This window comes from Acinetobacter sp. YH12049 (assembly GCF_013419875.1).
Taxonomy (GTDB): domain Bacteria; phylum Pseudomonadota; class Gammaproteobacteria; order Pseudomonadales; family Moraxellaceae; genus Acinetobacter; species Acinetobacter amyesii.
Window position 1 is genome coordinate 1 of the sequence record NZ_VOZH01000017.1, and the last position, 20,683, is coordinate 20,683.

General features: G+C 37.9%; 22 protein-coding genes, 1 tRNA gene and 3 pseudogenes. 13 read left to right on the top strand and 13 right to left on the bottom strand.

Translation table 11 applies throughout. From position 1 onward, the window contains the following. Positions 1–125: 125 nt before the first annotated feature. Positions 126–230, bottom strand: a pseudogene (locus FTU05_RS09060) (DUF4442 domain-containing protein); the annotation flags it as partial. 175 nt (positions 231–405) lie between these two features. Between FTU05_RS09060 and FTU05_RS09065 the strand changes: the two are divergent. Together FTU05_RS09065 and ahpC are read left to right on the top strand one after the other, a co-directional pair. Next, the gene (locus FTU05_RS09065) at positions 406–1,044 is read left to right on the top strand and encodes a TetR/AcrR family transcriptional regulator (protein ID WP_180059338.1); all 639 of its coding nucleotides are present in this window, start codon (positions 406–408) and stop codon (positions 1,042–1,044) included. 162 nt (positions 1,045–1,206) lie between these two features. Further along, positions 1,207–1,770 carry an alkyl hydroperoxide reductase subunit C gene (gene ahpC, locus FTU05_RS09070; RefSeq protein ID WP_180025913.1) on the top strand — a complete coding sequence of 188 codons (564 nt, stop codon included), beginning with the start codon at positions 1,207–1,209 and terminating at the stop codon, positions 1,768–1,770. A gap of 67 nt (positions 1,771–1,837) precedes the next feature. Here the strand turns inward: ahpC and FTU05_RS09075 are convergent, their stop codons facing one another. Beyond that, the gene (locus FTU05_RS09075) at positions 1,838–2,761 is read right to left on the bottom strand and encodes a LysR substrate-binding domain-containing protein (protein ID WP_180165053.1); all 924 of its coding nucleotides are present in this window, start codon (positions 2,759–2,761) and stop codon (positions 1,838–1,840) included. Between the two features lie 124 nt (positions 2,762–2,885). Continuing rightward, on the bottom strand, positions 2,886–3,500 hold the full coding sequence (gene ycaC / locus FTU05_RS09080) for an isochorismate family cysteine hydrolase YcaC (protein ID WP_180165113.1): 615 nt from the start codon (positions 3,498–3,500) through the stop codon (positions 2,886–2,888). A gap of 322 nt (positions 3,501–3,822) precedes the next feature. Here ycaC and FTU05_RS09085 point away from each other — a divergent pair, with 322 nt between their 5' ends. The 3 genes from FTU05_RS09085 to FTU05_RS09095 all read left to right on the top strand — a co-directional run bounded on the left by FTU05_RS09085 (position 3,823) and on the right by FTU05_RS09095 (position 7,259). Then, entirely contained in the window at positions 3,823–4,701 is an 879-nt protein-coding gene (locus FTU05_RS09085) for a pirin family protein (protein ID WP_180025915.1), read from the top strand. 430 nt (positions 4,702–5,131) lie between these two features. Beyond that, on the top strand, positions 5,132–6,430 hold the full coding sequence (locus FTU05_RS09090) for an FAD-dependent oxidoreductase (RefSeq protein WP_180165055.1): 1,299 nt from the start codon (positions 5,132–5,134) through the stop codon (positions 6,428–6,430). A gap of 1 nt (position 6,431) precedes the next feature. Further along, positions 6,432–7,259 carry a cyclopropane-fatty-acyl-phospholipid synthase family protein gene (locus FTU05_RS09095; RefSeq protein WP_180002761.1) on the top strand — a complete coding sequence of 276 codons (828 nt, stop codon included), beginning with the start codon at positions 6,432–6,434 and terminating at the stop codon, positions 7,257–7,259. 51 nt (positions 7,260–7,310) lie between these two features. Here FTU05_RS09095 and FTU05_RS09100 read toward each other — a convergent pair. Continuing rightward, positions 7,311–7,386 (bottom strand) — tRNA-Thr (locus FTU05_RS09100). 190 nt (positions 7,387–7,576) lie between these two features. Further along, positions 7,577–7,804: a hypothetical protein gene (locus FTU05_RS09105; RefSeq protein WP_078190515.1), complete on the bottom strand. Its 228-nt coding sequence runs from the start codon at positions 7,802–7,804 to the stop codon at positions 7,577–7,579. Between the two features lie 548 nt (positions 7,805–8,352). On the opposite strand from FTU05_RS09105, the pseudogene FTU05_RS18110 reads away from it, so the two are divergent. Continuing rightward, a pseudogene (locus FTU05_RS18110) lies at positions 8,353–8,436 on the top strand (Fic family protein); the annotation flags it as partial. A gap of 32 nt (positions 8,437–8,468) precedes the next feature. Here the strand turns inward: FTU05_RS18110 and FTU05_RS09110 are convergent. From FTU05_RS09110 to FTU05_RS09120, 3 genes are all read right to left on the bottom strand, one after another. After that, positions 8,469–9,473, bottom strand: coding sequence for a hypothetical protein (locus tag FTU05_RS09110; RefSeq protein ID WP_180165057.1), 1,005 nt, complete (start codon positions 9,471–9,473; stop codon positions 8,469–8,471). A gap of 71 nt (positions 9,474–9,544) precedes the next feature. Next, the gene (locus FTU05_RS09115) at positions 9,545–10,633 is read right to left on the bottom strand and encodes an inovirus-type Gp2 protein (protein WP_180165059.1); all 1,089 of its coding nucleotides are present in this window, start codon (positions 10,631–10,633) and stop codon (positions 9,545–9,547) included. A 288-nt stretch (positions 10,634–10,921) separates the two neighbouring features. After that, positions 10,922–11,149 (bottom strand): AlpA family transcriptional regulator, encoded by a 228-nt coding sequence (locus FTU05_RS09120; protein WP_180165062.1) that lies wholly within the window; start codon positions 11,147–11,149, stop codon positions 10,922–10,924. 86 nt (positions 11,150–11,235) lie between these two features. Between FTU05_RS09120 and FTU05_RS09125 the strand changes: the two genes are divergently transcribed. Then, the gene (locus FTU05_RS09125; RefSeq protein ID WP_180165064.1) at positions 11,236–12,660 is read left to right on the top strand and encodes a hypothetical protein; all 1,425 of its coding nucleotides are present in this window, start codon (positions 11,236–11,238) and stop codon (positions 12,658–12,660) included. A 79-nt stretch (positions 12,661–12,739) separates the two neighbouring features. Here the strand turns inward: FTU05_RS09125 and FTU05_RS09130 are convergent, their stop codons facing one another. The 4 genes from FTU05_RS09130 to FTU05_RS09140 are packed head-to-tail and all read right to left on the bottom strand — an operon-like array spanning position 12,740 to position 14,027. Beyond that, a complete protein-coding gene (locus FTU05_RS09130; protein ID WP_017400745.1) occupies positions 12,740–13,402 on the bottom strand; it encodes a hypothetical protein in 663 nt (220 codons plus the stop codon). 11 nt (positions 13,403–13,413) lie between these two features. Further along, the gene (locus FTU05_RS09135) at positions 13,414–13,641 is read right to left on the bottom strand and encodes a hypothetical protein (RefSeq protein ID WP_180165065.1); all 228 of its coding nucleotides are present in this window, start codon (positions 13,639–13,641) and stop codon (positions 13,414–13,416) included. Further along, complete coding sequence (locus FTU05_RS17895; protein ID WP_004992797.1) at positions 13,642–13,770, bottom strand: hypothetical protein; 129 nt, start codon at positions 13,768–13,770, stop codon at positions 13,642–13,644. Positions 13,771–13,772: 2 nt separating this feature from the next. Continuing rightward, positions 13,773–14,027: a hypothetical protein gene (locus FTU05_RS09140; protein ID WP_180165067.1), complete on the bottom strand. Its 255-nt coding sequence runs from the start codon at positions 14,025–14,027 to the stop codon at positions 13,773–13,775. Between the two features lie 719 nt (positions 14,028–14,746). On the opposite strand from FTU05_RS09140, the gene FTU05_RS09145 reads away from it, so the two are divergent. After that, positions 14,747–15,958, top strand: coding sequence for a hypothetical protein (locus FTU05_RS09145; RefSeq protein ID WP_180165069.1), 1,212 nt, complete (start codon positions 14,747–14,749; stop codon positions 15,956–15,958). Between the two features lie 115 nt (positions 15,959–16,073). Here FTU05_RS09145 and FTU05_RS09150 read toward each other — a convergent pair whose 3' ends face one another. Beyond that, a complete protein-coding gene (locus FTU05_RS09150; RefSeq protein ID WP_252358520.1) occupies positions 16,074–16,457 on the bottom strand; it encodes a hypothetical protein in 384 nt (127 codons plus the stop codon). Between the two features lie 115 nt (positions 16,458–16,572). Here FTU05_RS09150 and FTU05_RS09155 point away from each other — a divergent pair, with 115 nt between their 5' ends. The 5 genes and pseudogenes from FTU05_RS09155 to FTU05_RS09175 form a co-directional block, all read left to right on the top strand. Next, positions 16,573–16,860, top strand: coding sequence for a hypothetical protein (locus FTU05_RS09155; RefSeq protein ID WP_180165071.1), 288 nt, complete (start codon positions 16,573–16,575; stop codon positions 16,858–16,860). Positions 16,861–16,905: 45 nt separating this feature from the next. Next, complete coding sequence (locus FTU05_RS09160) at positions 16,906–17,949, top strand: DUF932 domain-containing protein (RefSeq protein ID WP_180165073.1); 1,044 nt, start codon at positions 16,906–16,908, stop codon at positions 17,947–17,949. A gap of 155 nt (positions 17,950–18,104) precedes the next feature. Beyond that, positions 18,105–19,145: a YqaJ viral recombinase family protein gene (locus FTU05_RS09165; protein WP_180165075.1), complete on the top strand. Its 1,041-nt coding sequence runs from the start codon at positions 18,105–18,107 to the stop codon at positions 19,143–19,145. A gap of 184 nt (positions 19,146–19,329) precedes the next feature. Then, the gene (locus FTU05_RS09170) at positions 19,330–20,229 is read left to right on the top strand and encodes a hydrolase or metal-binding protein (RefSeq protein WP_180165077.1); all 900 of its coding nucleotides are present in this window, start codon (positions 19,330–19,332) and stop codon (positions 20,227–20,229) included. A gap of 154 nt (positions 20,230–20,383) precedes the next feature. Continuing rightward, positions 20,384–20,549 (top strand): annotated as a pseudogene (locus tag FTU05_RS09175) (helix-turn-helix transcriptional regulator); the annotation flags it as partial. Positions 20,550–20,683 lie beyond the last annotated feature (134 nt).

A 20,683-nucleotide genomic window follows, 5' to 3' on the forward strand; every position in this document is an offset into this window, starting at 1 on the left:
GTCCAGATTTAAATCCAATAGAAAATATGTGGTCACGAGTCAAGGCGATTCGAACTAAGTTTAGAGTTAAAGATATTGATAAATTATTTAAAGATTACTGTAATGATTTATTTGGTATTTAGCTATAGTTCACAGTATTGGGGCTTTAATTCATCAAAAACAGGCGAAATACTGCTGAAATACGGTGCTTTCAAACACAGCAATTTTGAAAAAGTCCATTTCCCTGCGGGTTTGTTTTAGAAGGTCTTCCATAATTTTAATGCTTGGCTTATGCTTAATTATCCGTCATTATTCAGAATATAATTCTAATACAGAATATTGTTCTGTTAATGGCGTAAATGACGTCACAGCTATTAAAAAAAGCCAACATTGTTTTAAAATGACCCGATCAAAGGGAAGGTATCGATGTCGTCAAATCAAGCATTATTGCAACGAATTTACAGTGGTCGCCGAGCGGAACTTAAACGGCAGATCTTAGGAGAAGCCCTTGCATGTTTTTTAGAGCAAGGGATTGAAACGACGACGATTGAACATGTGAGAGACCGTGCAGAGACCAGTGTTGGCGCGATTTACCATCATTTTAAAAATAAAGATGGTTTAGTGGCGGCATTGTATTTTGCGGCGTTGCAAGATCAATTTGTGAAAAGGGCAGATGCATTGACACAGGCCCAATCGCTGCAGGAAGGCATTCAAGCCATTTTGTGCTCGTATATAGACTGGGTCGAAGCCTATCCAGATTTTGCAGGATTCTTGTATGCGGCAGGGTTTAGTATGCGTAAGGAAACGCTACAAGCCGAGTTAAAAAAACATAATTTGCAATGCAATAGCGCACTACTGGATTGGTTGACCGCACAACCCGATTGGCATTTGATTGAGCATTTACCCAAAGAATTAATGATGTCATTGGTCTTAGGGGCAACGGAAAATTATTGTCGGGCATGGTTATCACATAAAGTCAAAACGCCACCATCACACTATAAACAACAGTTTACACAGGCTGCTTGGCAGACCCTCTTTATGGATATAAAGGCTTGCACCCATTGAACTTGATTGGTTTGCACGATGGAAAGGCAAAGATTGATTTAAATAAAAAATCTAAAAATCCGATAGTTTTTATAAAAAAGTTCGGTTTTACCTATGGTTTGATATTTCGTATTCTAGCTTCAACAGATAAGCAATCCCTGAAATGAGTTAGAGAAATATCAAATGAGTTTAATTAATACTGAAGTAAAACCATTTAACGCTACCGCTTACCAAGACGGTCAATTTATTGAAGTTTCAGAAAAAGACTTCTACGGTAAATGGTCTGTGGTGTTCTTCTATCCTGCTGACTTTACGTTTGTATGTCCAACAGAATTAGGCGATCTTGCTGATCACTATGCTGAATTCAAAAAAATGGGTGTAGAAATTTATTCAGTATCTACTGATACACACTTCACGCATAAAGCTTGGCACGATTCTTCTGAAGAAATTAAGAAAATCGAATACCCAATGGTTGGCGATCCAACTTGGACACTTGCGAAAAACTTTGATGTTTTAATTGAAGCGGATGGTCTTGCTGACCGTGGTACTTTCGTGATCGACCCTGAAGGTAAAATCCAAATCGTTGAAATCAACGCAGGTGGTATCGGCCGTAATGCTTCTGAATTGATGCGTAAAGTAAAAGCTGCTCAATATGTACATGCACACCCAGGTGAAGTATGTCCTGCAAAATGGAAAGAAGGTGAAGCGACGCTTGCACCATCGATCGACCTAGTGGGTAAAATCTAATTTAGTGATCCAACCGTAGATTTAAAAAAGCCAGAACTCAGTTCTGGCTTTTTTGTGGTCTAGAACATTAAACTAAATAGCCATCATGCTCCGGAGCATAGTCACGAATTCCAGCGACTAAATAGTCAATTAATCTTTCCATGACTAGGCGCTGACCTTTTCGCGAAGCATATACCAATTGTACCGTACCGACATTTGAGCACCATTCGGGGAAGAGGTGAATTAAACGACCTGCCTCAATATCTGCTTGTACCGTTAAATACGGTAAGTCTGCGATGCCTAAACCATCGAGTACCGCATAATAAGCACCGGCTAAGTCATTGCTTTTAATCCGAGGTTGTAAGGCAATTTCAATCTGCTCTTGCTGTCCCGTATGATGCAAATGCCATTGATAGCGGTTTTTCTGTGTACCCAAAACGATACTCGTAAATTCTGTCAATTCGAAAATATGCTTTAACTCGCGTCCTTGTAAAAGTTCAGGACTAATCACTAAGCAATGCACGGTTTTAATCACGTCACGTACAATAATGCTCGAGTCTTCATTTTTACTAAAATTGGTACGAATCGCTAAATCAATGTCGTCATGCAAGACATCTACACGGCGGCTAGACAGCTCAAGTTCGACCTGAACTTTGGGATGATCTTTTAAAAATTGATTTAACAAGGGGCGAATTTGATGTTCCATCATGACCGGTGGACAACTAATTTTAACCAAGCCTTCAAGTTCACTTTTTTGCTTCAGGAGCACCTGATGCGCACATTCAACTTGTTCGATTACTTTTATGCATTCTTCATACAATTCTTGGCCTAATGTCGTGACCTTAAAGTGTCGGGTAGAACGCTGAATAAGGGTGACATTATATTTGGCTTCAAGATCTAAAATGCGTCGGCTTAATTTTGATTTTGTAATATTCGATGCTTCACTTGCAGCGCTAAAACCGCCATGTTTCACCACCAAGTAAAAGTAGTAATAATCATCAAATGAATGCATGGATCACCTTATGCAGTGAAAATTATTTCAATTCAAATCATCATACGTCAATTTATACATCAGGTATAAAAAAAGCGGCTCGAAGCCGCTTTTTACTACTGAAGGATTATTTCTTTTCAGTATTTTACGTATAGCTGTTGATTAGGTTGCGGTAGTCCGGTATATGGTTGCCGAAAAGCGCACCTAAACCTTCAATATCATTACGCCAGTCGCGGTGTAATTCACACGCGGTACCAAACCACGTCATAAGCTGCGCACCCGCTTGCGTCATACGTTGCCAAGCTGAGTCACGGGTTAAATGGTTGAATGTACCTGAAGCATCGGTCACCACAAAGACGTCAAAGTCTTCTTCTAAAGCAGACAAGGTTGGAAATGCAACACAAACCTCAGTCACTACACCGGCAATAATCAATTGCTTTTTGCCTGTTGCTTTGACGGCTTTCACAAAGTCTTCATTGTCCCAAGCATTAATTTGACCTGGGCGTGCAATATAAGGTGCGTCAGGGAACATCTCTTTGAGTTCTGGAACCAATGGACCGTTTGGACCTTGTTCAAAACTGGTGGTGAGAATCGTTGGAAGATTAAAATATTTTGCGGCTGCAGCCAGTGCGAGCACATTATTTTTAAATTTATCTGGATCAATGTCGCGAACCAATGAAAGTAGACCTGTTTGATGGTCAACTAAAAGTACCGCGGCATTATCTTTGTCTAAACGAACGTAAGGTTTGCCCCATTTTATTGTCCTCTTTCCTGTTTGCAACTACGCAGGATCAGATGAAATCTGCGTGTTAACTAGATTTAGAATAGTTGTAAAAATGAGACAATGAAATGGGTTTAAATGAGAAGCTCAATCATAAAATTGGGATAATTCATCGTTGTATATGTCTTAAACCTTAGAATTTCGAAATTAATGCTTGGTTTTGAGTGAGGTGCAGATTTTATGTCTGAGTATTGTTCTAATTTTGAGATATAGAATGCTATCTGGAAGATGGTCAGTAAGTATTTCAAAGCTTAAAATAAGCGCTATGTTCATCCTATCGTATGAATATAGGAGCTAAGAAATGAAAAAAGTAATTGGTGTTTATCGTAATCAGCAAATGCACTGGGTGGGCGATGGTTTTCCAGTCAAAAGCTTATTTTCCTATGATCGTCTAGGTCAGGCGATTAGCCCATTTTTGCTTTTGGATTATGCGGCACCTTATCAGTTCGATCCCACCACTGCACGGCATGGTGTAGGTTCACATCCACATCGTGGTTTTGAAACGGTGACTATCGCCTACAGCGGTGAAGTGACTCATAAGGACTCAAGTGGTGGTGGCGGCACAATTCAAACAGGCGATGTGCAATGGATGACCGCAGGGTCGGGTCTGGTGCATGAAGAATTTCATTCGCCTGAATTTGCTCAAGCAGGTGGTCTTTTTGAAATGGTTCAATTGTGGGTGAATTTACCGGCAAAAGACAAAATGACCCAGCCTCGTTATCAAGCGATCACACGCCAAGATATTCCTCGCATAGACATGGATGAAGGTGCAGGGCATATTCGGGTGATTGCTGGTGAAATGGGTGGTCACCTTGGGCCTGCACAAACCTTTAGTCCAGTGAATGTCTGGGATGGTGAATTGAAAGCTCAATATGAAACCACCTTACATGTACCTGAAGGGCATAACACCATTTTGGTGGTCTTGAAGGGTGAGGTTGTGGTGAATGAAAGCCATAAAGTTCAAGACAGTTCGATGGTCATGTTTGCCAAAGATGATATCGCCATTCAGCTACAAGCGTTGCAGGACACACAATTTCTGTTACTTAGCGGTGAGCCACTAAATGAGCCGATTCAAGGTTATGGCCCATTTGTGATGAATAGCAAAGCTGAAATTATTCAAGCCTTTGATGATTTCAATAACGGAAAATTTGGTGAAATTGCGCTAGCGCATGAGGCTTAAGTGAAATTCATGCCGTTGAAATAGCCGAAAAAAAAGCCTCTGAACAGTCAGAGGCTTTTTTATTGAGCGCTGTAGTATTTATAGTTGTCATGATTTAAATATCATTTTACTTTTTATAAATTGTGATGAATTTATCACTTTCTTATGTGGCGCATCTTAGCGAGACTTGGCTTTAAAGTAAACCGAAAGTTATAAAAATGGTTAATTTAATTGTTTGGTTTTATAGGGTAATTAAAATTTTAAAGAAAAATATGTTTAAAAAACAAAGCTTAAATTGTGTGCTTTTTGACTGTAAATATTTGTAAATTTAACTTAAAAACGGCTGTACTGAAATCCATACAAAAAGTGCGAATCTGGTATTTTTTAATAGCTATTTTTAACTTCTGATCAGTCATACTTTTAAACTGTGTTTTATAGATGGAAAAGAAAATTGGAAATTGCAGTCATCGGTAGTGGCATGGCTGGGCTGGCTACCGCAAAAATTCTTAAAGACGCAGGGCATAACATTACAATTTTCGAAGCTCTGCCGGGTCGTGGTATGGATAGCCACAGCACTGAGTTTGAAGGCGGCTTGATCGATGCCCCTTTGCGTGTGATGAATCCACACCTCTGGAAAAATACCTTAAGTTTGGCGACCCATTTAGGGATTAAAACCTTCCCAGTCCGTACCTATATGGCATGCAGTTGGCTATTTGAAGATCGTACAGAAACGTGGTTGACCACCAGTCGTAGCCGTATTGGTAATTTCCCAATTATTAATAATCGTAAAGGCTTACAACAATATGGCTGGCGTTTAGTCAAAGGAATGTTGCAACTCAAAGCCGCGATCACTCGATTTTTTAAATCAAAAAATCAGGATATTACGCTTGCTGAATTCATTAATAAAAATGAAATTGAAGAAGTATTTTGGCATGGTGCAGTCATGCCTGTGTTGTATACCATTTGCACTTGTAACCCGAAAACGATTGGCGAATGGCCTGCGAAACCGCTGTTGATTTTCTTGCGTCAATTGACCAATGGTGATGCCTTGTTGCGTATCCAAGGTGGTACACCTGCGTTGGTTGATAAACTGATTGAAGGTTTAAATATTCAAAGTGGTACGGCAATTACCAAAGTGCTCGAGCAAGACGATAAAGTCTTGGTGGAAACTGAGGCCGGTGCACATCATCTATTCGATCGCGTGGTTGTTGCGACACCAACCACCAAAACGGAAGAATTTTTAGATTCTACTCAGTTTGCTGACGATATTGAGCTCTTAAAGAAATTTAAATTTGAGCAAGGTCAGTTGGTGATCCACACTGATCAAACGGTGATGCCGCCGAAGCGCAAAGATTGGTCTGTACTAAGTTATATGATGGATCGTAAATTTACTCGTCAGCAATTTACCGTGTGGCTTAACTCAATCGAGCCGAGCTTGGTGGGTAAAACTCCAGTGTTCCAAACTTGGCAGCCAGTGACACCGATTGATCCTAAAAAAGTGATCTCTTCGGTCAGTTTGACACGCGCAGTGGTGGATTCACATACGGTGGCGCTGAATAAAGAGTTACAGCAACGACATTTATCCCCTGAGCGTAAAGTCTTCTTTTGTGGCTCATGGTCTTGCGATGGTCTGCCGATTTTAGAGTCTGCGGTAACGTCTGCTATGCATATTGCAGAAATTTTTGGTGCGCCATTGCCGTTTGTGGGTTTAAAACCTAAAGTGGAGGTTGCCCCTCAACTCGGTTACTAACATGAAATGGCTTCAAGCAATTCGTCAGTACGTCCCTAGCCATAAATATGCGATTAACAGTCGACTACTCGGAGATGATGCGGAGCTTGCTTGGAGCAATTTGGGCTATTGGAATGATGCAAAATCATCCTATCCTGCAGCCTGTCAAAAACTCGCTTTCCATCTTGCCGAATCCATTCAATTAAAATCTACAGATCGTGTTTTAGACCTTGGTTGTGGGCAGGGCGCGAGCTTGGTTTTTTGGATGGAACATTTTCAAATTCAAAACTTATCCGCAGTCGAATTGCAAACCGAATGTGTGGAAAAAATCCAAAAAAATTTAAATTCAAAAATCAAAATACAACAAGATTCATTTTTGAATTTAAAAAATATTTATCCACAAAACTGTATGGATGCCGTACTGTGTATTGATGCTGCGTATCATAGTGATTTGAATTTATTGCTTTTATCAGTTGTTAATGTTTTGAATTCAAAGGGACGCTTTGCTTTTCACTATTTGATGTTGTCCGATGCGTTTTTGAATTTAAATTCAGTGCAACGATTGAAATATCAAAGTCTGTTGAAAGCAGCAGATGTGAATTTGAAAAATTTAAATTCAAAGCAAAATTTACAACACCAAGTGCAACAGGCAGGTTTCGAAAATATCCAGATTGAAGATATCAGCGAATTCGTATTTCAGGGTTTTGCCGATTATATTCAAGAACAAAAAAGTCAGATGAGCCTGAGTCATGTGGATCAATTCAAAATCAAGATGACGGCAAAATTGTGTGAGAAGTTGTATCGAGACGGGCTGATTCGTTATGTGCAGATTAGCGCGAGGAAGCCATAAAAAAGAGGCTTTAAAAACATCAAAGCCTCACTAAAAAGCGAGGCTAAGAAATGGTGCCGGCACACGGATTCGAACTGTGGACCTACTGATTACAAGTCAGTTGCTCTACCAACTGAGCTATGCCGGCGTTGTGGAATGCATTCTACAGATTTTTTGAAGTGGTGCAAGTTAAAAAAACAGCAAATCGAATGTAATTTATACGTTTGATTTATTCAGCATTCGACCGATGTTTGGCTCTAAAAACCAGAGAAATAAAAATAGGTAATGTTTCGCCCACAAGATGTGGGCGAAAAAATAGGATGGGTGAGCGTTGAGTGCTATTTCATTCTTAAAATTTGGTCTAGATCCTGTGCGCATTCTTCAAGTGTATATGCCATCTCCAGTTGCATTTGGGGGCGGAGTTCATTGGCGAGCTTTCGCCATTCGTCAATCAGACGCTGTGCTTTTTGAATTTTATGTTTATTGATGTCTTTGGCAAGGGTTGGGGTATAGCCACCACGTTTGGCGTTCTTGATCTGCTTAACATAATTCTGGCTGTTATTCATGTTCTCTCCCGAATAGCAGTGATATATGAAATGTGTTTTTTAAGTTTTTCGTTGATCAAGTTAAAAGTACCGCAATCGCGTTTCAGTTCTATGATGTTTAAATTAATGAATAATTTTTTGAATAGTACCTATATTGAGAGGATGATTTATTTTTAGCATAGGCTTAAGTAATTGTCTTTAGAATATAAAATTTGTATTTGTAAATATACGTGTACTTATTGCTGCCAATAAAAAATCCATAAGTCGTGCATTAGGAAAAAAACGTGTGATTGAAATCCGTCAATCAGGACTTAAATACTGTGAAGTTATTGAGCTAAACAAATAGAAGATCAATTAGGGGGATATTTAATATTGAGAACAATAAAATTAAAAAAGGCCTAAATTTTATCAATTTAGACCTTCATTCTGCTTGGCATTGCAGTTTATTCTGGCGAAAGAGGGAATCATATTTTAAAAATAAGTTTATGATAAAAATAAAATAAATAATTATTCATTTTATTTAGTCCCCCAATCGTCCCCCATTTTATAAAAGTATTGATTTAAGACGCTATGGTAATAGTGAACCATTTAATAATTTGGTCGCTGCTGTATTGGAAGGATTTAAGCCGTATCAAACTGTTTTAGGAATCTAAGAAATAAAAGAAGGGCATTCAGCCCTTCGTCTTTATTTTTTGCTGTCACACTCTAGATATATGAATTTTGGTGATACGAATTCAGATTCATAATAGACATAGTTGTATTTTTCAACTTGTTGTCCAAAAATAACTTTCCATTTTTTTTCATTCATGCCGTCTGCGTCTTGAAGATCCATTGGGTAGTTGAATTCATGAATACTTAACGAAATATTGGAGGTTGGTGCAACAATAATATAATTCCCATTTCGTAATTGAATGCAATCTTTCATTGAAAGCTGTTCATGTTCAATATCTGTCGCAGAATATACATTTAAAACATAATTGTTTGATAAATTACGTTGTACGCAAAAAAATAAAGCCAAAATTTTAGATTGATGATTTTCATGAAATTTTTCAATCATATTTGAAATTTGTTTCACAAGTCCTTGCTCTACAAACTCTTTATCACGCAACTCACATTTCTCCATATTAAACGTATAGATAAAGTGATGAAGATTAAAACGTTGTTGAGTTTTAAACAGCTTTTTCATCACAGGTACATTTGCTTTGCGTATTTCTTTGATTAACGTAATTCGTTTATCACGATCGTCAATTGCACTTTTACTGGTTGAATGGCTTTTCAATTCATATACGAATGCATCTACAATAGGTTTTATCTGCTCAACATAATGTTCATTGTGTAATAGCATTGGATTAATAGGTCCATCTGAAACGTAACCCAAGTTTGTATATGCCTGATTTACAGCCTTTACACTCTGACTGACCTTGAAAGCAGGATGTTGTAATAGCGGAGTACTGATAGGGTAAATAGATTGCAAATAATAAAAAGCATGATCTGTATGTGGGCTATTACTCACATAGTATTGGATAACGGTCTGAGCATTTTTTTTTGTTTTTCGCTTGAAAGGCTGATAGTAGGGATTGGTTACGATTTCTGAAACTTTTTGCATAATGGATAGGTTAAACTCACCCCGACAAAAATAAGGTAAATTGGTGTTTTCTGTCGTATTGGTAGGTTGCATTAACATGTTCATAATGGTCTCGTTTTTTTCAAATATGGTTATTGTGCTCTCTAAGGTTGAGAGCATCTGTGGGATTTTTTGAATTAGACTGATATTGATCTAGCGTTGATCTGACGAGGCCTTCCTGCTTTTCTTTTTTCATACTTACGCGTGCTATACCCAAACGTACGATAGTTGCTAAGCGTTTTCTCGATGATGAATTGATCAACTTTAGTGATGTAATCTACAACGGAGAACAGTATGTCAACTTTTTCTTGATCATTATGAACAAGCATACCAATGGCAAGTTTTTTGTAAGCTGCTTTGTTGTGGTTACAGCTATGATACGTGCCTTTATCTTGAGTAATTTTTCTCCACAAGTCACCAAGTAGATCAGCAAAGTAAGTGTCTTGTTTATAAAGATTGCCATCCATAAAGAAGATAAAATGGTAGTGATAGCCTTTTTGTATGCCATATTCTAATTTCCAAATGTAGCCGACAATTGGAGGTACTTTATCATTTGGTGTATGGAGTTTTTTTAAGAAAATGCTTAAGTAAGTTTTCATTAGTTCAAGTGTGATTTCAAATTTTCTATAAATCGAAAAATCAATCCTGATAACCAGTAATTTACTAAATTTACTAATTAATTTATTGATAAGTTGTTTGGCTTTCTTATTCTGATTTAAGCTTTTTTCTTTGCGTAGTTGGACTGCTTTTTTATAGTCTGCATCAGTTGATAATGCCTTGAATAAAAGTTGGTAGAACCCATTTAAAATTTGAGCCTTGAGCTTGTAATGAGTTGTACTCATCGCTATTGGTTCATTGTGAGCAAGTTGCCAAAAGTTTGTAGATGTATCATTTACAATATGTGAAGGTAGACACTCTACGCAGATCTTACGAAATAGGTCAGTCTCAGCACTTGTGTAATTGACATCAGATATAAATCTTGGATCAATGATTTTTAATGCATCATGTAAAGATCTATGATTTATTTTGTACGATTGCTTTTTTTGGGCACAAGACTCATATACATCGTTGTTTCCATTCGTTAGCATCTTTTTAATGAGTTGAATAACATTATCTTTATGTCTTGCTTCATCATCATCCATAATTACGATATTTTCTTCGTCTATCTCATAAATTTGATATTTTTCATAATTATCGTCAGGATAATCATTTAGGTCTGTGTTCATATAATACTCTTTTAGGTAAATTTTAAGTAAGTGAATCCCTACCAAGGCATGGGTAGCCTTGGTATAAGTGCTAATACAATTGGTTGATGTTTAGATGAGAAGTAAGATGAATGATAATCAATTTAATTAAATGTATTATTTATCAATAGAATATATTGATTAGTAGTACTTATTAATTAAATATAAAATCCTAAATTATTGAAAAATATGACAACGATGATTTCAATAATCTATTTCATCTTTTCCTCAGTAATATCGATTTTCATAATCGAAAGTCGATTTGGAAAGTTAGCAGGTAAAACGTTGCTCAGCTTTAAGCTCAAGCCATTGAATGAGTTCATGCTCAAACCAACCTACAGCGTTCAAACTAAGCTTGATAGGTTTTGGAAACGTTGGATCATAACGTTTCGATTTTTCATTTATCTTTTCATATATGACAGAATGACTTACACCTGTAATTTCAATGACCTTTTTTAGTCGATGGATTGTAGGTGGTTGTAATGTATTAGATTGCATAAGATTTGACTCCGTGATTGAATAAGCCAAAATTAACAACGTATCTTTGGAAAAAAAACAGCGAATGTAATTCCAAACGGGGAAATATGAAAAAAAATTCAATAGAATTTCTTAAAACGGCATGTTTCATTCGTACCAAACAATTCATTGATCAGGAATTTGAGCGTTATGCATTCATGCATCGCTATCAGAAACAGTTAAATGACTTGAATGAATTAAATCAATTAATCGTAGAGAGAATGTCTCAAAAGATCGGTGCGGTTGGTAATTTTTTACCACATCATTCTGAAAGGAAAATTGAATCAGAAAAGTTTGTTGAAAATGAATTGAATCAAGAGACTCTAGAAAAAAAATTAGAAGAATCTAGTTTATATAATGATTTTCTAGCACAACATCCTGAAATGAAGTTTGTTGCAAATTTTATGAAATTTGATTCCAACAAGTTTTTTGAGTTAGAGCTTCTGGCTGTATTTTGGGGTGTTACTCAATATGGATCTGATTTTAAAACACCCATTTTAGATTTTTTTCAGATTATTTCGAATCAGAAATTTAGATACAGAGCCTTTCAAACTTTGAGTTTTATTAGAGCTCATAACGAATATGATCAATTATTTGAGAGCGCATTCTCACTAAGAGATATTTACGATTTAGCTGCTTTAAGTTTTAGAATGCAATTTGATCCGCTCAAATTCTTAATGCCACTGTGTTTAGAGTTTCATACAACTTTTTCTCGTTCACCTTTTCAGCAAGCATCACTCACCCATTATCATGCATTGATTAATTTTTTAACACCGTTGGATACATTGAGAAAAGATCAGAATAAAGTATGGGCGCAACCAAAAAATAAATTAGCACAGCGTATTTTAAATGCTGAAGAAATTGATGAGAGTGCAACCACTATTCCAGAAATAAAATTAACGTTTCAAGTTGCGCTAGATAAAGGGTTCTCATTTTATGATGCAATGTATGACTCTTTGCTTGATGTGCATAGTATTTTGGGACGACAACTTAGTGAAGGTAATTTAAATCATATTCCTTTCCAATTAGAACAACTCACCAATATGATTGAATTTTTATCGGACAAGACTACGAAAGTTCAAACACGACATCCAAAAGCTAAATCTTTAATCGTAAGCTTTCAAAGTTTAATCTTGCACTATTTTAACTTTTTCAAAGAAATGGAATATCGCGCGCATAAAAAGGTAACAATTCCCAATAGTTTTAACCAATTTTTATACGACTTACTTAATTTGAAAGAGCACAAAAATTACTATCACTATAAATTGAATCCAACAAAATATAGGAATGATAGCGACAAGATTGATATCTTATATTCAACTAATATGGAAGATCTTTCTTTTTCATATGATCCAATAAAGAAGGCTTTAAAGAATAGAATAAAACAAGTTGATTTTCCTCAGATTCCCAGACAACCAAATTTGCAAACCGAAGTGATTAATCTATCTTCGCTTATAAAAAGTGAAAAAGATTTTACTTTTGTTGAACGATAGTTATGATTAAAAAGTAGGTTCTAATAAGAAAGAGCACTTAATCATTAAAAGTGCTCTCGTTATTGGAACTGTTCTAAGATCAAAATGTAATACTCAAACTCCCTTGATCAGTAATGAGTTCAGCTTCAAGGACTTGATCGCCTTTACATTTTAGTAAGTATTTGACAGTTTGACTGTAGTTCAATGTGACAGGTAATTTGCTATAAAAGTCACCTGTGCTAAAACCACATCGACCACGATTGATTTTCAAACCTTGTAGAGTAAAAGGCTGTTCATTGGTAGACTGAATTTCAAGAAAATAATCTATCGCCCCAGGCACATTAAAAGCAGATTGTGATTCCTGAGCAGTGATACGACCTCGTGCACTGATTGCACTCGTTTCAATAGAGGTCTCTTCATCGGGTGGTGTATCGTCGACATTTTGAGTCTGATTCGGATTAAGATCAGATTCCATCATGGCTTTAAGCATATCAGGATATTTATTCCATCCATTGATATAGGACTCTGCTTCCTTCACTTCAGCAGGGAGATAAATATGTCCATTTTCAACAATGATCTGCATATCCATCAGTTTGGCTTTGACTGCCTCTTCTGTATAAGAGGCATAAACTGACTGAGCATCAGAACTCTTTGATACCGCTTGATTGGTCGTATTCGCTTCATCTGCTTTAGGTGGTGGATTGTTTTGACTACATGCCATCAATAAGGAACACAGGGCAATGGTGGAAAATAAATTTTTCATGATTGCACCCCTTATAATTTAGGACGAATAACAACGAACCAAATCAATAATAGGATCAGAATCCCACCTACAATTTTACCGACGACTGGAAACATCACCGCTGGCCAAACCAAGCCTTGACCAATATTGTAGGCAAATGACTTGTAGTTATACTGACCCCAAAAGTGTTGATAGATGGCAAAGAAAAAACCAATCACTAAGTAGCCACTGATCACCCATGATTTAATATTTGAACTCATTTACTTTCCCCCAGCGGCAAATTTTGCCAATGCTATAAAAATTCCCATTAGGATCATGAAGCCAATAAATGGCAATCCTAAAAAGCAAATCACTGCAATAATGCAGATGATGCCTGCAAGTGTTCTCATGGCTATTCCTTCATGCACTGATAGGAAACATTGACCATATCCATCTGAAAGGATTCAGTTTGTTGAAGGGTGTACAGATTATTTTTAAGACCATCCTCTCCATATTTATCTTCAAGTTTGTCGTAGATACATGAACAGGTACTGCCATCAATACCACCTGTTTTACAACCACTGATAAATTGACGTTCTGTTTTACTGGCACAACCTGAAGTCATGAGTGCAACAGAGATGAGCACAAGTGAAGTTTGAATTTTCATCATTTCCCCGAATTATTATTGTGTAATTTGAAGTGTTATAAATTTTGCTTATGTCCTGAAATTTAGGCGAGACAAAGCCTTCCAAAGCTAAACCGCATTTGGATCAGGCATATCAGCAAAAGTGTATGATTGTTGCTAGGGCAACAAGGGAATAGAAAATCGCTTTAGGGAAAACAATAAAGATAAAAATGCTGAGTCATGGCGACTACTCCTGTATGTATTAAGAAGCTCTACCAACTTACTGTCAAATAATGGTGGCAGAACGAAAGAGGGTTGACAGACTGGACATACAGAACCAGCACGCGCGAACGCGTCCCCCTCCCGTTCTACCGCAAAGGGGGACGAGAAGGTTTTACACATGTGAGGAATACTCAGAAGAATATACCCTGATGCGCTGTATGAAACGGTCTGTCAAAACCGACTGACGATGTAGGTCAGCAGTTGAATGATAAATTTAAGGGTGGGTTTAGTCAATCAAGGTTATAAAAACCTAATTAAAAAAATGAGACAAATCAAATAATGTGGCTTTAAGTTGACATTGAAATATGCTTGGTGAATAATTTGCCTTAGGTGATGTTGACCCTACTAGCACAGCAATTAGTAAAAAAAACAATTACAACTTATTCTGACAACCATCTATTCATAACTGTGATCTTTTGATCCCGATATGAGGTTTAAAGCTGTGCACCTTATATTGAGTGAATCTTAAAGGATCAGTCATGCCAATTGCTAAACATACGAAATCTCTCGTTGAACGTCTTAATTCAGAAATCGCTTTTTACAATCCTAAATTTGAACCACTCAAATCTTCACATGGCTATGACTTGCTTGCTTGTCTATGTGGTTTAGATAAATATCATTTTCAGCAAATCGGCTTCGTTTCTACTCGTCTTTTTTTGAATGTTCCGACTTACCAACCTGTGGGTTGGAATGATCACATTGGACTTGATCAAGCTCTTGAACAGCTCATCTGTAAGAAAACAGGTTTAAATAGTAAAGAGCATTTCTATATTTTAGGTGGACTCGTTGCTCAACTAACAATGCATGGTTTCAAGGAGGAGGAAGAGTGTATTCGTCATCCTGACCAATTGATTGCTATGCTGCGTGAACTCTATGATACAGATGAATCCATATCAGTTCATTTAGACAGTATCATTGAGTTGATTGATAGTCTTGAGTATGTTGAAAATAATAAAAAGAAAAGCTTAGCATTAGCACTATATTGGGTTTTACACTGGTGTTATGCCGTGCTTGCTAAACACGAAATCATGATTCAAAAAGAGATTCTGGCAAACAATAAAATTCGTGCCAAACAGCAAGCATTGCTTATGGTATATCAACCATATTTTGAACGTGCGCAAGCCAATCTAGAAAAATATTATATTTTGTGTGTACAGCAAAACTTTGATCAAGCACTGAGCTTCAGTGAGCAATTCAAGGGAATTAGGTTTGTTAGCAGTTATGATAAAACACATGCGTTTGCAATATCTAACCAAGCATATGAATTACAATTATTGTCATCAAGAAAAACATCTAATCTATTTTATGTAATAGAAGACATTCATATTGGTGAATATGAAACATGGAATTCATTTTACCGACTGATGAATGAGGCAGAGCGTGAAGCTGAAACCGATGAAGAAAGTATTATCTTGATTCTTTTGCAAAGATTATTTAGACAAGATGCGCTTGGCCGAGATGATACAGGGATGGACTTTGTTGCTATAAATAAATACCAATATTTATTTTCTGATGAGTTTGAGCGAGAGTTAAAACAGCGTTTTCCTTTGGTCAAAGAGAGAGGAAGGTTACAACAACTTGAGCAGAAAGCTTTATCTATTTTTAGTCAAATGTATCGCTATTACTTGCAGCATAAGAATTTTGATGATTATCAATTAACAGGCTTAGTTGGAAATAAAGCAACTGAATGATTTATCAAAAGTGTTAAGAAAGGGCATGAATTCAAATAAATAGGATGTTTAACGGAATATTTAAGGGTGGAAGGAGGGATGTTATTACCTCCCTTCACTGCATGTTCAATGGAAATTATTTATCTGAAGGAAAAATTTTTCGACCTGTACTGGCAGGTTCAATCATAGATTTTACCCATTCTTGAGATAAAAATGTTGGCTTATCTTGAGTTTGAGTAGATTGCTTAACTTTTGGATTTATTGGTTGTTTGGGTTTTGTGTATGACAACATTATTTGTAGTGCAACCTCTTCGTCCACGATTCCTTTAGCAACTTTATCTAATTTTCCTGTGCGAGTTGCATGACGGATTTGATGCAAGGTGAAGCCATATTTATTACAAAAGTCGGAAATTCTAATCTGAGTCATATTTTTAAAATCTGTGGTCGTCTTTAGATTTATCTTACTGATTTCATTTCTTAAAGCATAGAGTGAATAATAACGAATCCCAAATAATTTCACACACATAACATCCTAATGAGAATCATGAAACTCTTTCGAGCCATTCATGAAAATATGAAAACAAAGCCTGCCATCGAGCAGGCTTTTTTATGCCCAAAATTTAAGGAGTCGAGCCATGAGCTTGATTTGCCCCTTTTGTCATTCAACTGAAGTCATGTTGGTTGACGCAAGTACACAACAATCCAATACCACCTTATCCAGCTTGGTCACACCTACCACATTAGGTGCATTGGGAACCACAGTCGCAAAGTCTTTCAATCTACCACCGATTGTCGGTGGAATCGCAGGAACTGTACTCGGTGGTTTGTTTAATTCTTTTACAGAACAAAGCACACCTCCGCAGCAAAGTTTGTGCTTCTGCCATAACTGCTACCAAAAGTTCCCCATTCAATATCTGACTTAAGAACAGATCCAATTTTTCAATATGATTTTAAAAAGGAATAAAACTATGGCACATCAACTTGAACAAATGGCTTATGTCGGTGAAACCCCTTGGCATGGGCTAGGGAATCAACTAAGTCAAAACCAACCGATTGAGGTCTGGGCACAGCAGGCAGGCATGGACTGGCGTATCGAGTCATCCAATGTCAGTTATATGGCACAGAATGAACGTGGGCAAAGCATCATCATGCCGTATGAAGAACAGCGTGTACTTTACCGTTCTGATACCCATGCACCTTTGTCAGTGGTCAGTCAACGTTTTCAGGAAGTACAACCTCGTGAGATCTTAGAGTTCTATCGTGATCTAACTGAACAATCAGGCTTTGAATTGGAAACCGCAGGCGTGCTTAAAGGTGGCAAGAAATTCTGGGCGCTGGCACGTACAGGTCAATCTACTGCACTTAAAGGCAAGGATGTCAGTAATGGCTATATTCTTCTTGCTACTGCATGTGATGGAACACTGGCGACAACAGCACAATTTACTTCCATTCGTGTCGTCTGCAACAACACTTTGGCGATTGCTTTACGTGGTCAGAACAGTAGTGCAGGTGTAGTGAAGGTTCCGCATAGCACCAAGTTTGATGCAGATAAAGTCAAACAGCAATTGGGCATTTCAGTACGTGCATGGGATGAACACATGTACGAAATGAAGCAGCTCAGCCAGCGTAGAGTCACCCAAGGAGAAGCAGCAGCTTTCTTTGATGCAGTGTTTAACAATACCAGCATCAGTGTGGCAGATCAGGAGGACAATATTATTCAGTTCTACCGTGATGTTGCGACTCAGGCAGCACATGCAAATACCAAGGAAAAAGCTGAACCTAATGCCAAGGCGATGACTAAAGCAATGGACATGTTTAATGGTCAGGGACGTGGTGCAACACTTTCATCATCTAAGGATACGGCTTACGGATTACTCTGTTCAATTACGGAATTTATTGATCACGAGCGTCGTGCCATGAGTACAGATCATCGACTCGATTCAGCTTGGTTTGGTGCAGGAGCAGCGATCAAGCAACGTGGACTCGAACAGGCTTTGCGTATGGTTTCATAGCGTAGAAATTTGAGTTTTTTGTAATGGAAAGTTAGACCTATCTATTTATATTTTAAATATAAATTTAAATTTCAAAATAATTAAACCACATCTTCGGGTGTGGTTTTTTTATGCCCTTTATTTGCCACCATCCATATAAAATGAGGAAGCAAGCTATGAATACAGCAATATTAAACCCATCCATTCAACAAGCCAGTAAACCCTTTAACGCCCCAAAACTGTTTACAGCAAAACGCTTGGTGAATACCAAAAATATGACTCAATCTGACTGGCTTGAAGTCAGACGACAAGGTATTGGCAGTAGTGATTGTGCAGCAGCCTGTGGATTGAATCCCTATATGTCGATGCTCGAACTTTGGATGATCAAGACAGGGCGAGTCAAACAATCGATTGAAGATGAAAGTTCAGGTATCGCTCCGCTCTATTGGGGTAAGCAGCTAGAACCATTGGTGGCTGAGTACTACAGCATGCATACCAATAACAAGGTACGCAGAATCAATGCAGTGCTTCAGCATCCAGATCCTGATAAGCATTTTATGCTTGCCAATTTGGATTACTCCGTTGTGGGTAGTGATGAAGTACAGATTTTAGAATGCAAAACCGCAGGGGAATATGGAGCAAAATTATGGCGAGATGAGGTGCCTTTATATGTATTGTGTCAGGTGCAACATCAACTCGCTGTAACAGGCAAAAAGGCAGCGCATATTTGTGTGCTGATCTGTGGTCATGAGACTAAAATCTTCAAAGTGACCCGCTCTGAATCTGTGATCAAACATATCATCAATGCAGAACGTTACTTCTGGGAGTGTGTGGAAAAAGACACACCACCTGATGTGGATGCCAGTGAGTCGGCAGCCAAAGCTATACAGCAGCTCTATCCACAACATATTCCGTTGACTGTTGAAGACTTGAGTCATAACGAACAAGCCAATCAATTGTTTGCTCAACTGATTCAAGAAAAGCATCACATTGAGCTGCATCAAAATAACTTTGATGAAACTAAGCATCAAATCCAGATGTTGATGAGGGATGCTGAACGAGCAACCTTTGCCACTGGTTCAGTGACGTGGAAGAAATCCAAAGACTCAATCGGTTTAGACAGCAAAGCCTTACTCAAACTTCACCCAGAAATGCTTGAGCAGTTTCCGCAAAACAAAGCAGGAACACGACGCTTTCAGATCTATACCAATGACTGAATTCATCACATCGATATTTCCAGTCTTCAAAAAAGCGCAAAAAACCACCCCCGACCTACCGACTCCCGAAGGAGCGGTAGGTCAACAATGGCGGTCTTTGCATTTCATCTGATCTTTAAACGGTTTTGTATTTGCTTACATAACAAAGGGTCAACAGTAAAATTTTATTTAGAGGAAAATTATCATGATTAAAGGTTTAGCAATCACACCACCGATCCTTGGACGTATCAGTATTGGTAAAGTTGTTGAAAAGAACGGTAAACGACTGCCTGAAAAGGACGACCAATTTACCATTACCAGTCAAATTCAAAGCAAGGAGGGGTGGATTAAGCATCCACTAGATGAGCAATTACGCAGTAGAGCACCGAATCAAAAACTCCGTACCATTCCAGTACGGATGATCTTCAATGATCCTGAACTGAATCTGAGAGCTGAGTACAGCTTATTTGATCGACAAACAGGACGGCCTGTCTGTATAGGTAATGGTGAAACCTGTCAGCGACTCACCAATCAGGGTGTTGAGCAGCACCCATGCCCTTCACCAGACTTATGCTCATTGGCACAAGGAGGAAACTGCAAGCCCTATGGACGTTTACATGTCAATTTGGATGAAAGTGATGAACTCGGCAGCTTTATATTTCGCACTACAGGCTTTAACAGTATCCGAACCTTAGCTGCACGTTTGGCTTACTACCATGCTGCATCAGGAGGACTGCTTTCATGTCTGCCTTTACAGCTGACTTTAAGAGGGAAGAGCACTACGCAAAGCTATCGCCAACCTGTGTATTACGTGGATTTAACTTTAAGAGAAGGTGTTTATTTACAGGATGCCATTCAAACCGCCAAAGGCATTGATCAGCAAAGTAAGCAGGCAGGTTTTAACCAATCTGCTTTAGATCAGGTAGCAAGGCAGTGTTTTGCCAATGCGCAGTTTGAGATGGATGCAGAGGAGGGCTTTGATCTGGTGGAGGAATACTATCTTGAAAAAGAACAAAACCGGGCGGTGGAGGAACAAGCTTTGCCTGAAGAGTTTTTACAGGATATTCAGCAGGGGTTACAGCAAAGTGTAAGAGCTGTGAATTAAGCGGAGAGAAGAAAGCTAACGTTAAATTTTACAGACTAGTGATCTATTATTTCAACGAATAGCCGTTCGCATCAATGATTAGGAGCTAGCACTCATGAGTGCGTTTATCGGTCAAACATTTCAAATGAATCAACTCATCAGCATTAAGTAGGTTGTGGAATTTGTCGGGGTGGGGCGTTCTATCATCTACGAGATGATGGATGAGGACTCCCTACTATGATCCAACCTTTCCAAAGAAAGTTAAAATTACTCAAAATCGTATCGGCTGGTCAGCTTATGAGATCCATCAATGGATTGAAAGTAAGTTGGCGAGTCGTGAAGAGGTAGGGAGCTTTTGCTCCCTTATTTTTTGTTTTTTTAGTAAACTAAGTTTAGTTTTAGCCTAAGCACTTATCATGAAAAAGATTGATTACTACCAATAAATTTGCGGATGATTTTACTTCAGAAGGAAAAA

What these genes read in the sequence shown, in the direction of transcription:
- FTU05_RS09065 (WP_180059338.1), top strand. Translation starts at nt 406, where the DNA reads ATGTCGTCAAATCAAGCATTATTGCAACGAATTTACAGTGGTCGCCGA.
- ahpC (WP_180025913.1), top strand. Translation starts at nt 1,207, where the DNA reads ATGAGTTTAATTAATACTGAAGTAAAACCATTTAACGCTACCGCTTAC.
- FTU05_RS09075 (WP_180165053.1), bottom strand. Translation starts at nt 2,761, where the DNA reads ATGCATTCATTTGATGATTATTACTACTTTTACTTGGTGGTGAAACAT.
- FTU05_RS09085 (WP_180025915.1), top strand. Translation starts at nt 3,823, where the DNA reads ATGAAAAAAGTAATTGGTGTTTATCGTAATCAGCAAATGCACTGGGTG.
- FTU05_RS09095 (WP_180002761.1), top strand. Translation starts at nt 6,432, where the DNA reads ATGAAATGGCTTCAAGCAATTCGTCAGTACGTCCCTAGCCATAAATAT.
- FTU05_RS09105 (WP_078190515.1), bottom strand. Translation starts at nt 7,804, where the DNA reads ATGAATAACAGCCAGAATTATGTTAAGCAGATCAAGAACGCCAAACGT.
- FTU05_RS09110 (WP_180165057.1), bottom strand. Translation starts at nt 9,473, where the DNA reads ATGAACATGTTAATGCAACCTACCAATACGACAGAAAACACCAATTTA.
- FTU05_RS09115 (WP_180165059.1), bottom strand. Translation starts at nt 10,633, where the DNA reads ATGAACACAGACCTAAATGATTATCCTGACGATAATTATGAAAAATAT.
- FTU05_RS09120 (WP_180165062.1), bottom strand. Translation starts at nt 11,149, where the DNA reads ATGCAATCTAATACATTACAACCACCTACAATCCATCGACTAAAAAAG.
- FTU05_RS09125 (WP_180165064.1), top strand. Translation starts at nt 11,236, where the DNA reads ATGAAAAAAAATTCAATAGAATTTCTTAAAACGGCATGTTTCATTCGT.
- FTU05_RS09130 (WP_017400745.1), bottom strand. Translation starts at nt 13,402, where the DNA reads ATGAAAAATTTATTTTCCACCATTGCCCTGTGTTCCTTATTGATGGCA.
- FTU05_RS09135 (WP_180165065.1), bottom strand. Translation starts at nt 13,641, where the DNA reads ATGAGTTCAAATATTAAATCATGGGTGATCAGTGGCTACTTAGTGATT.
- FTU05_RS17895 (WP_004992797.1), bottom strand. Translation starts at nt 13,770, where the DNA reads ATGAGAACACTTGCAGGCATCATCTGCATTATTGCAGTGATTTGCTTT.
- FTU05_RS09140 (WP_180165067.1), bottom strand. Translation starts at nt 14,027, where the DNA reads ATGAAAATTCAAACTTCACTTGTGCTCATCTCTGTTGCACTCATGACT.
- FTU05_RS09145 (WP_180165069.1), top strand. Translation starts at nt 14,747, where the DNA reads ATGCCAATTGCTAAACATACGAAATCTCTCGTTGAACGTCTTAATTCA.
- FTU05_RS09155 (WP_180165071.1), top strand. Translation starts at nt 16,573, where the DNA reads ATGAGCTTGATTTGCCCCTTTTGTCATTCAACTGAAGTCATGTTGGTT.
- FTU05_RS09160 (WP_180165073.1), top strand. Translation starts at nt 16,906, where the DNA reads ATGGCACATCAACTTGAACAAATGGCTTATGTCGGTGAAACCCCTTGG.
- FTU05_RS09165 (WP_180165075.1), top strand. Translation starts at nt 18,105, where the DNA reads ATGAATACAGCAATATTAAACCCATCCATTCAACAAGCCAGTAAACCC.
- FTU05_RS09170 (WP_180165077.1), top strand. Translation starts at nt 19,330, where the DNA reads ATGATTAAAGGTTTAGCAATCACACCACCGATCCTTGGACGTATCAGT.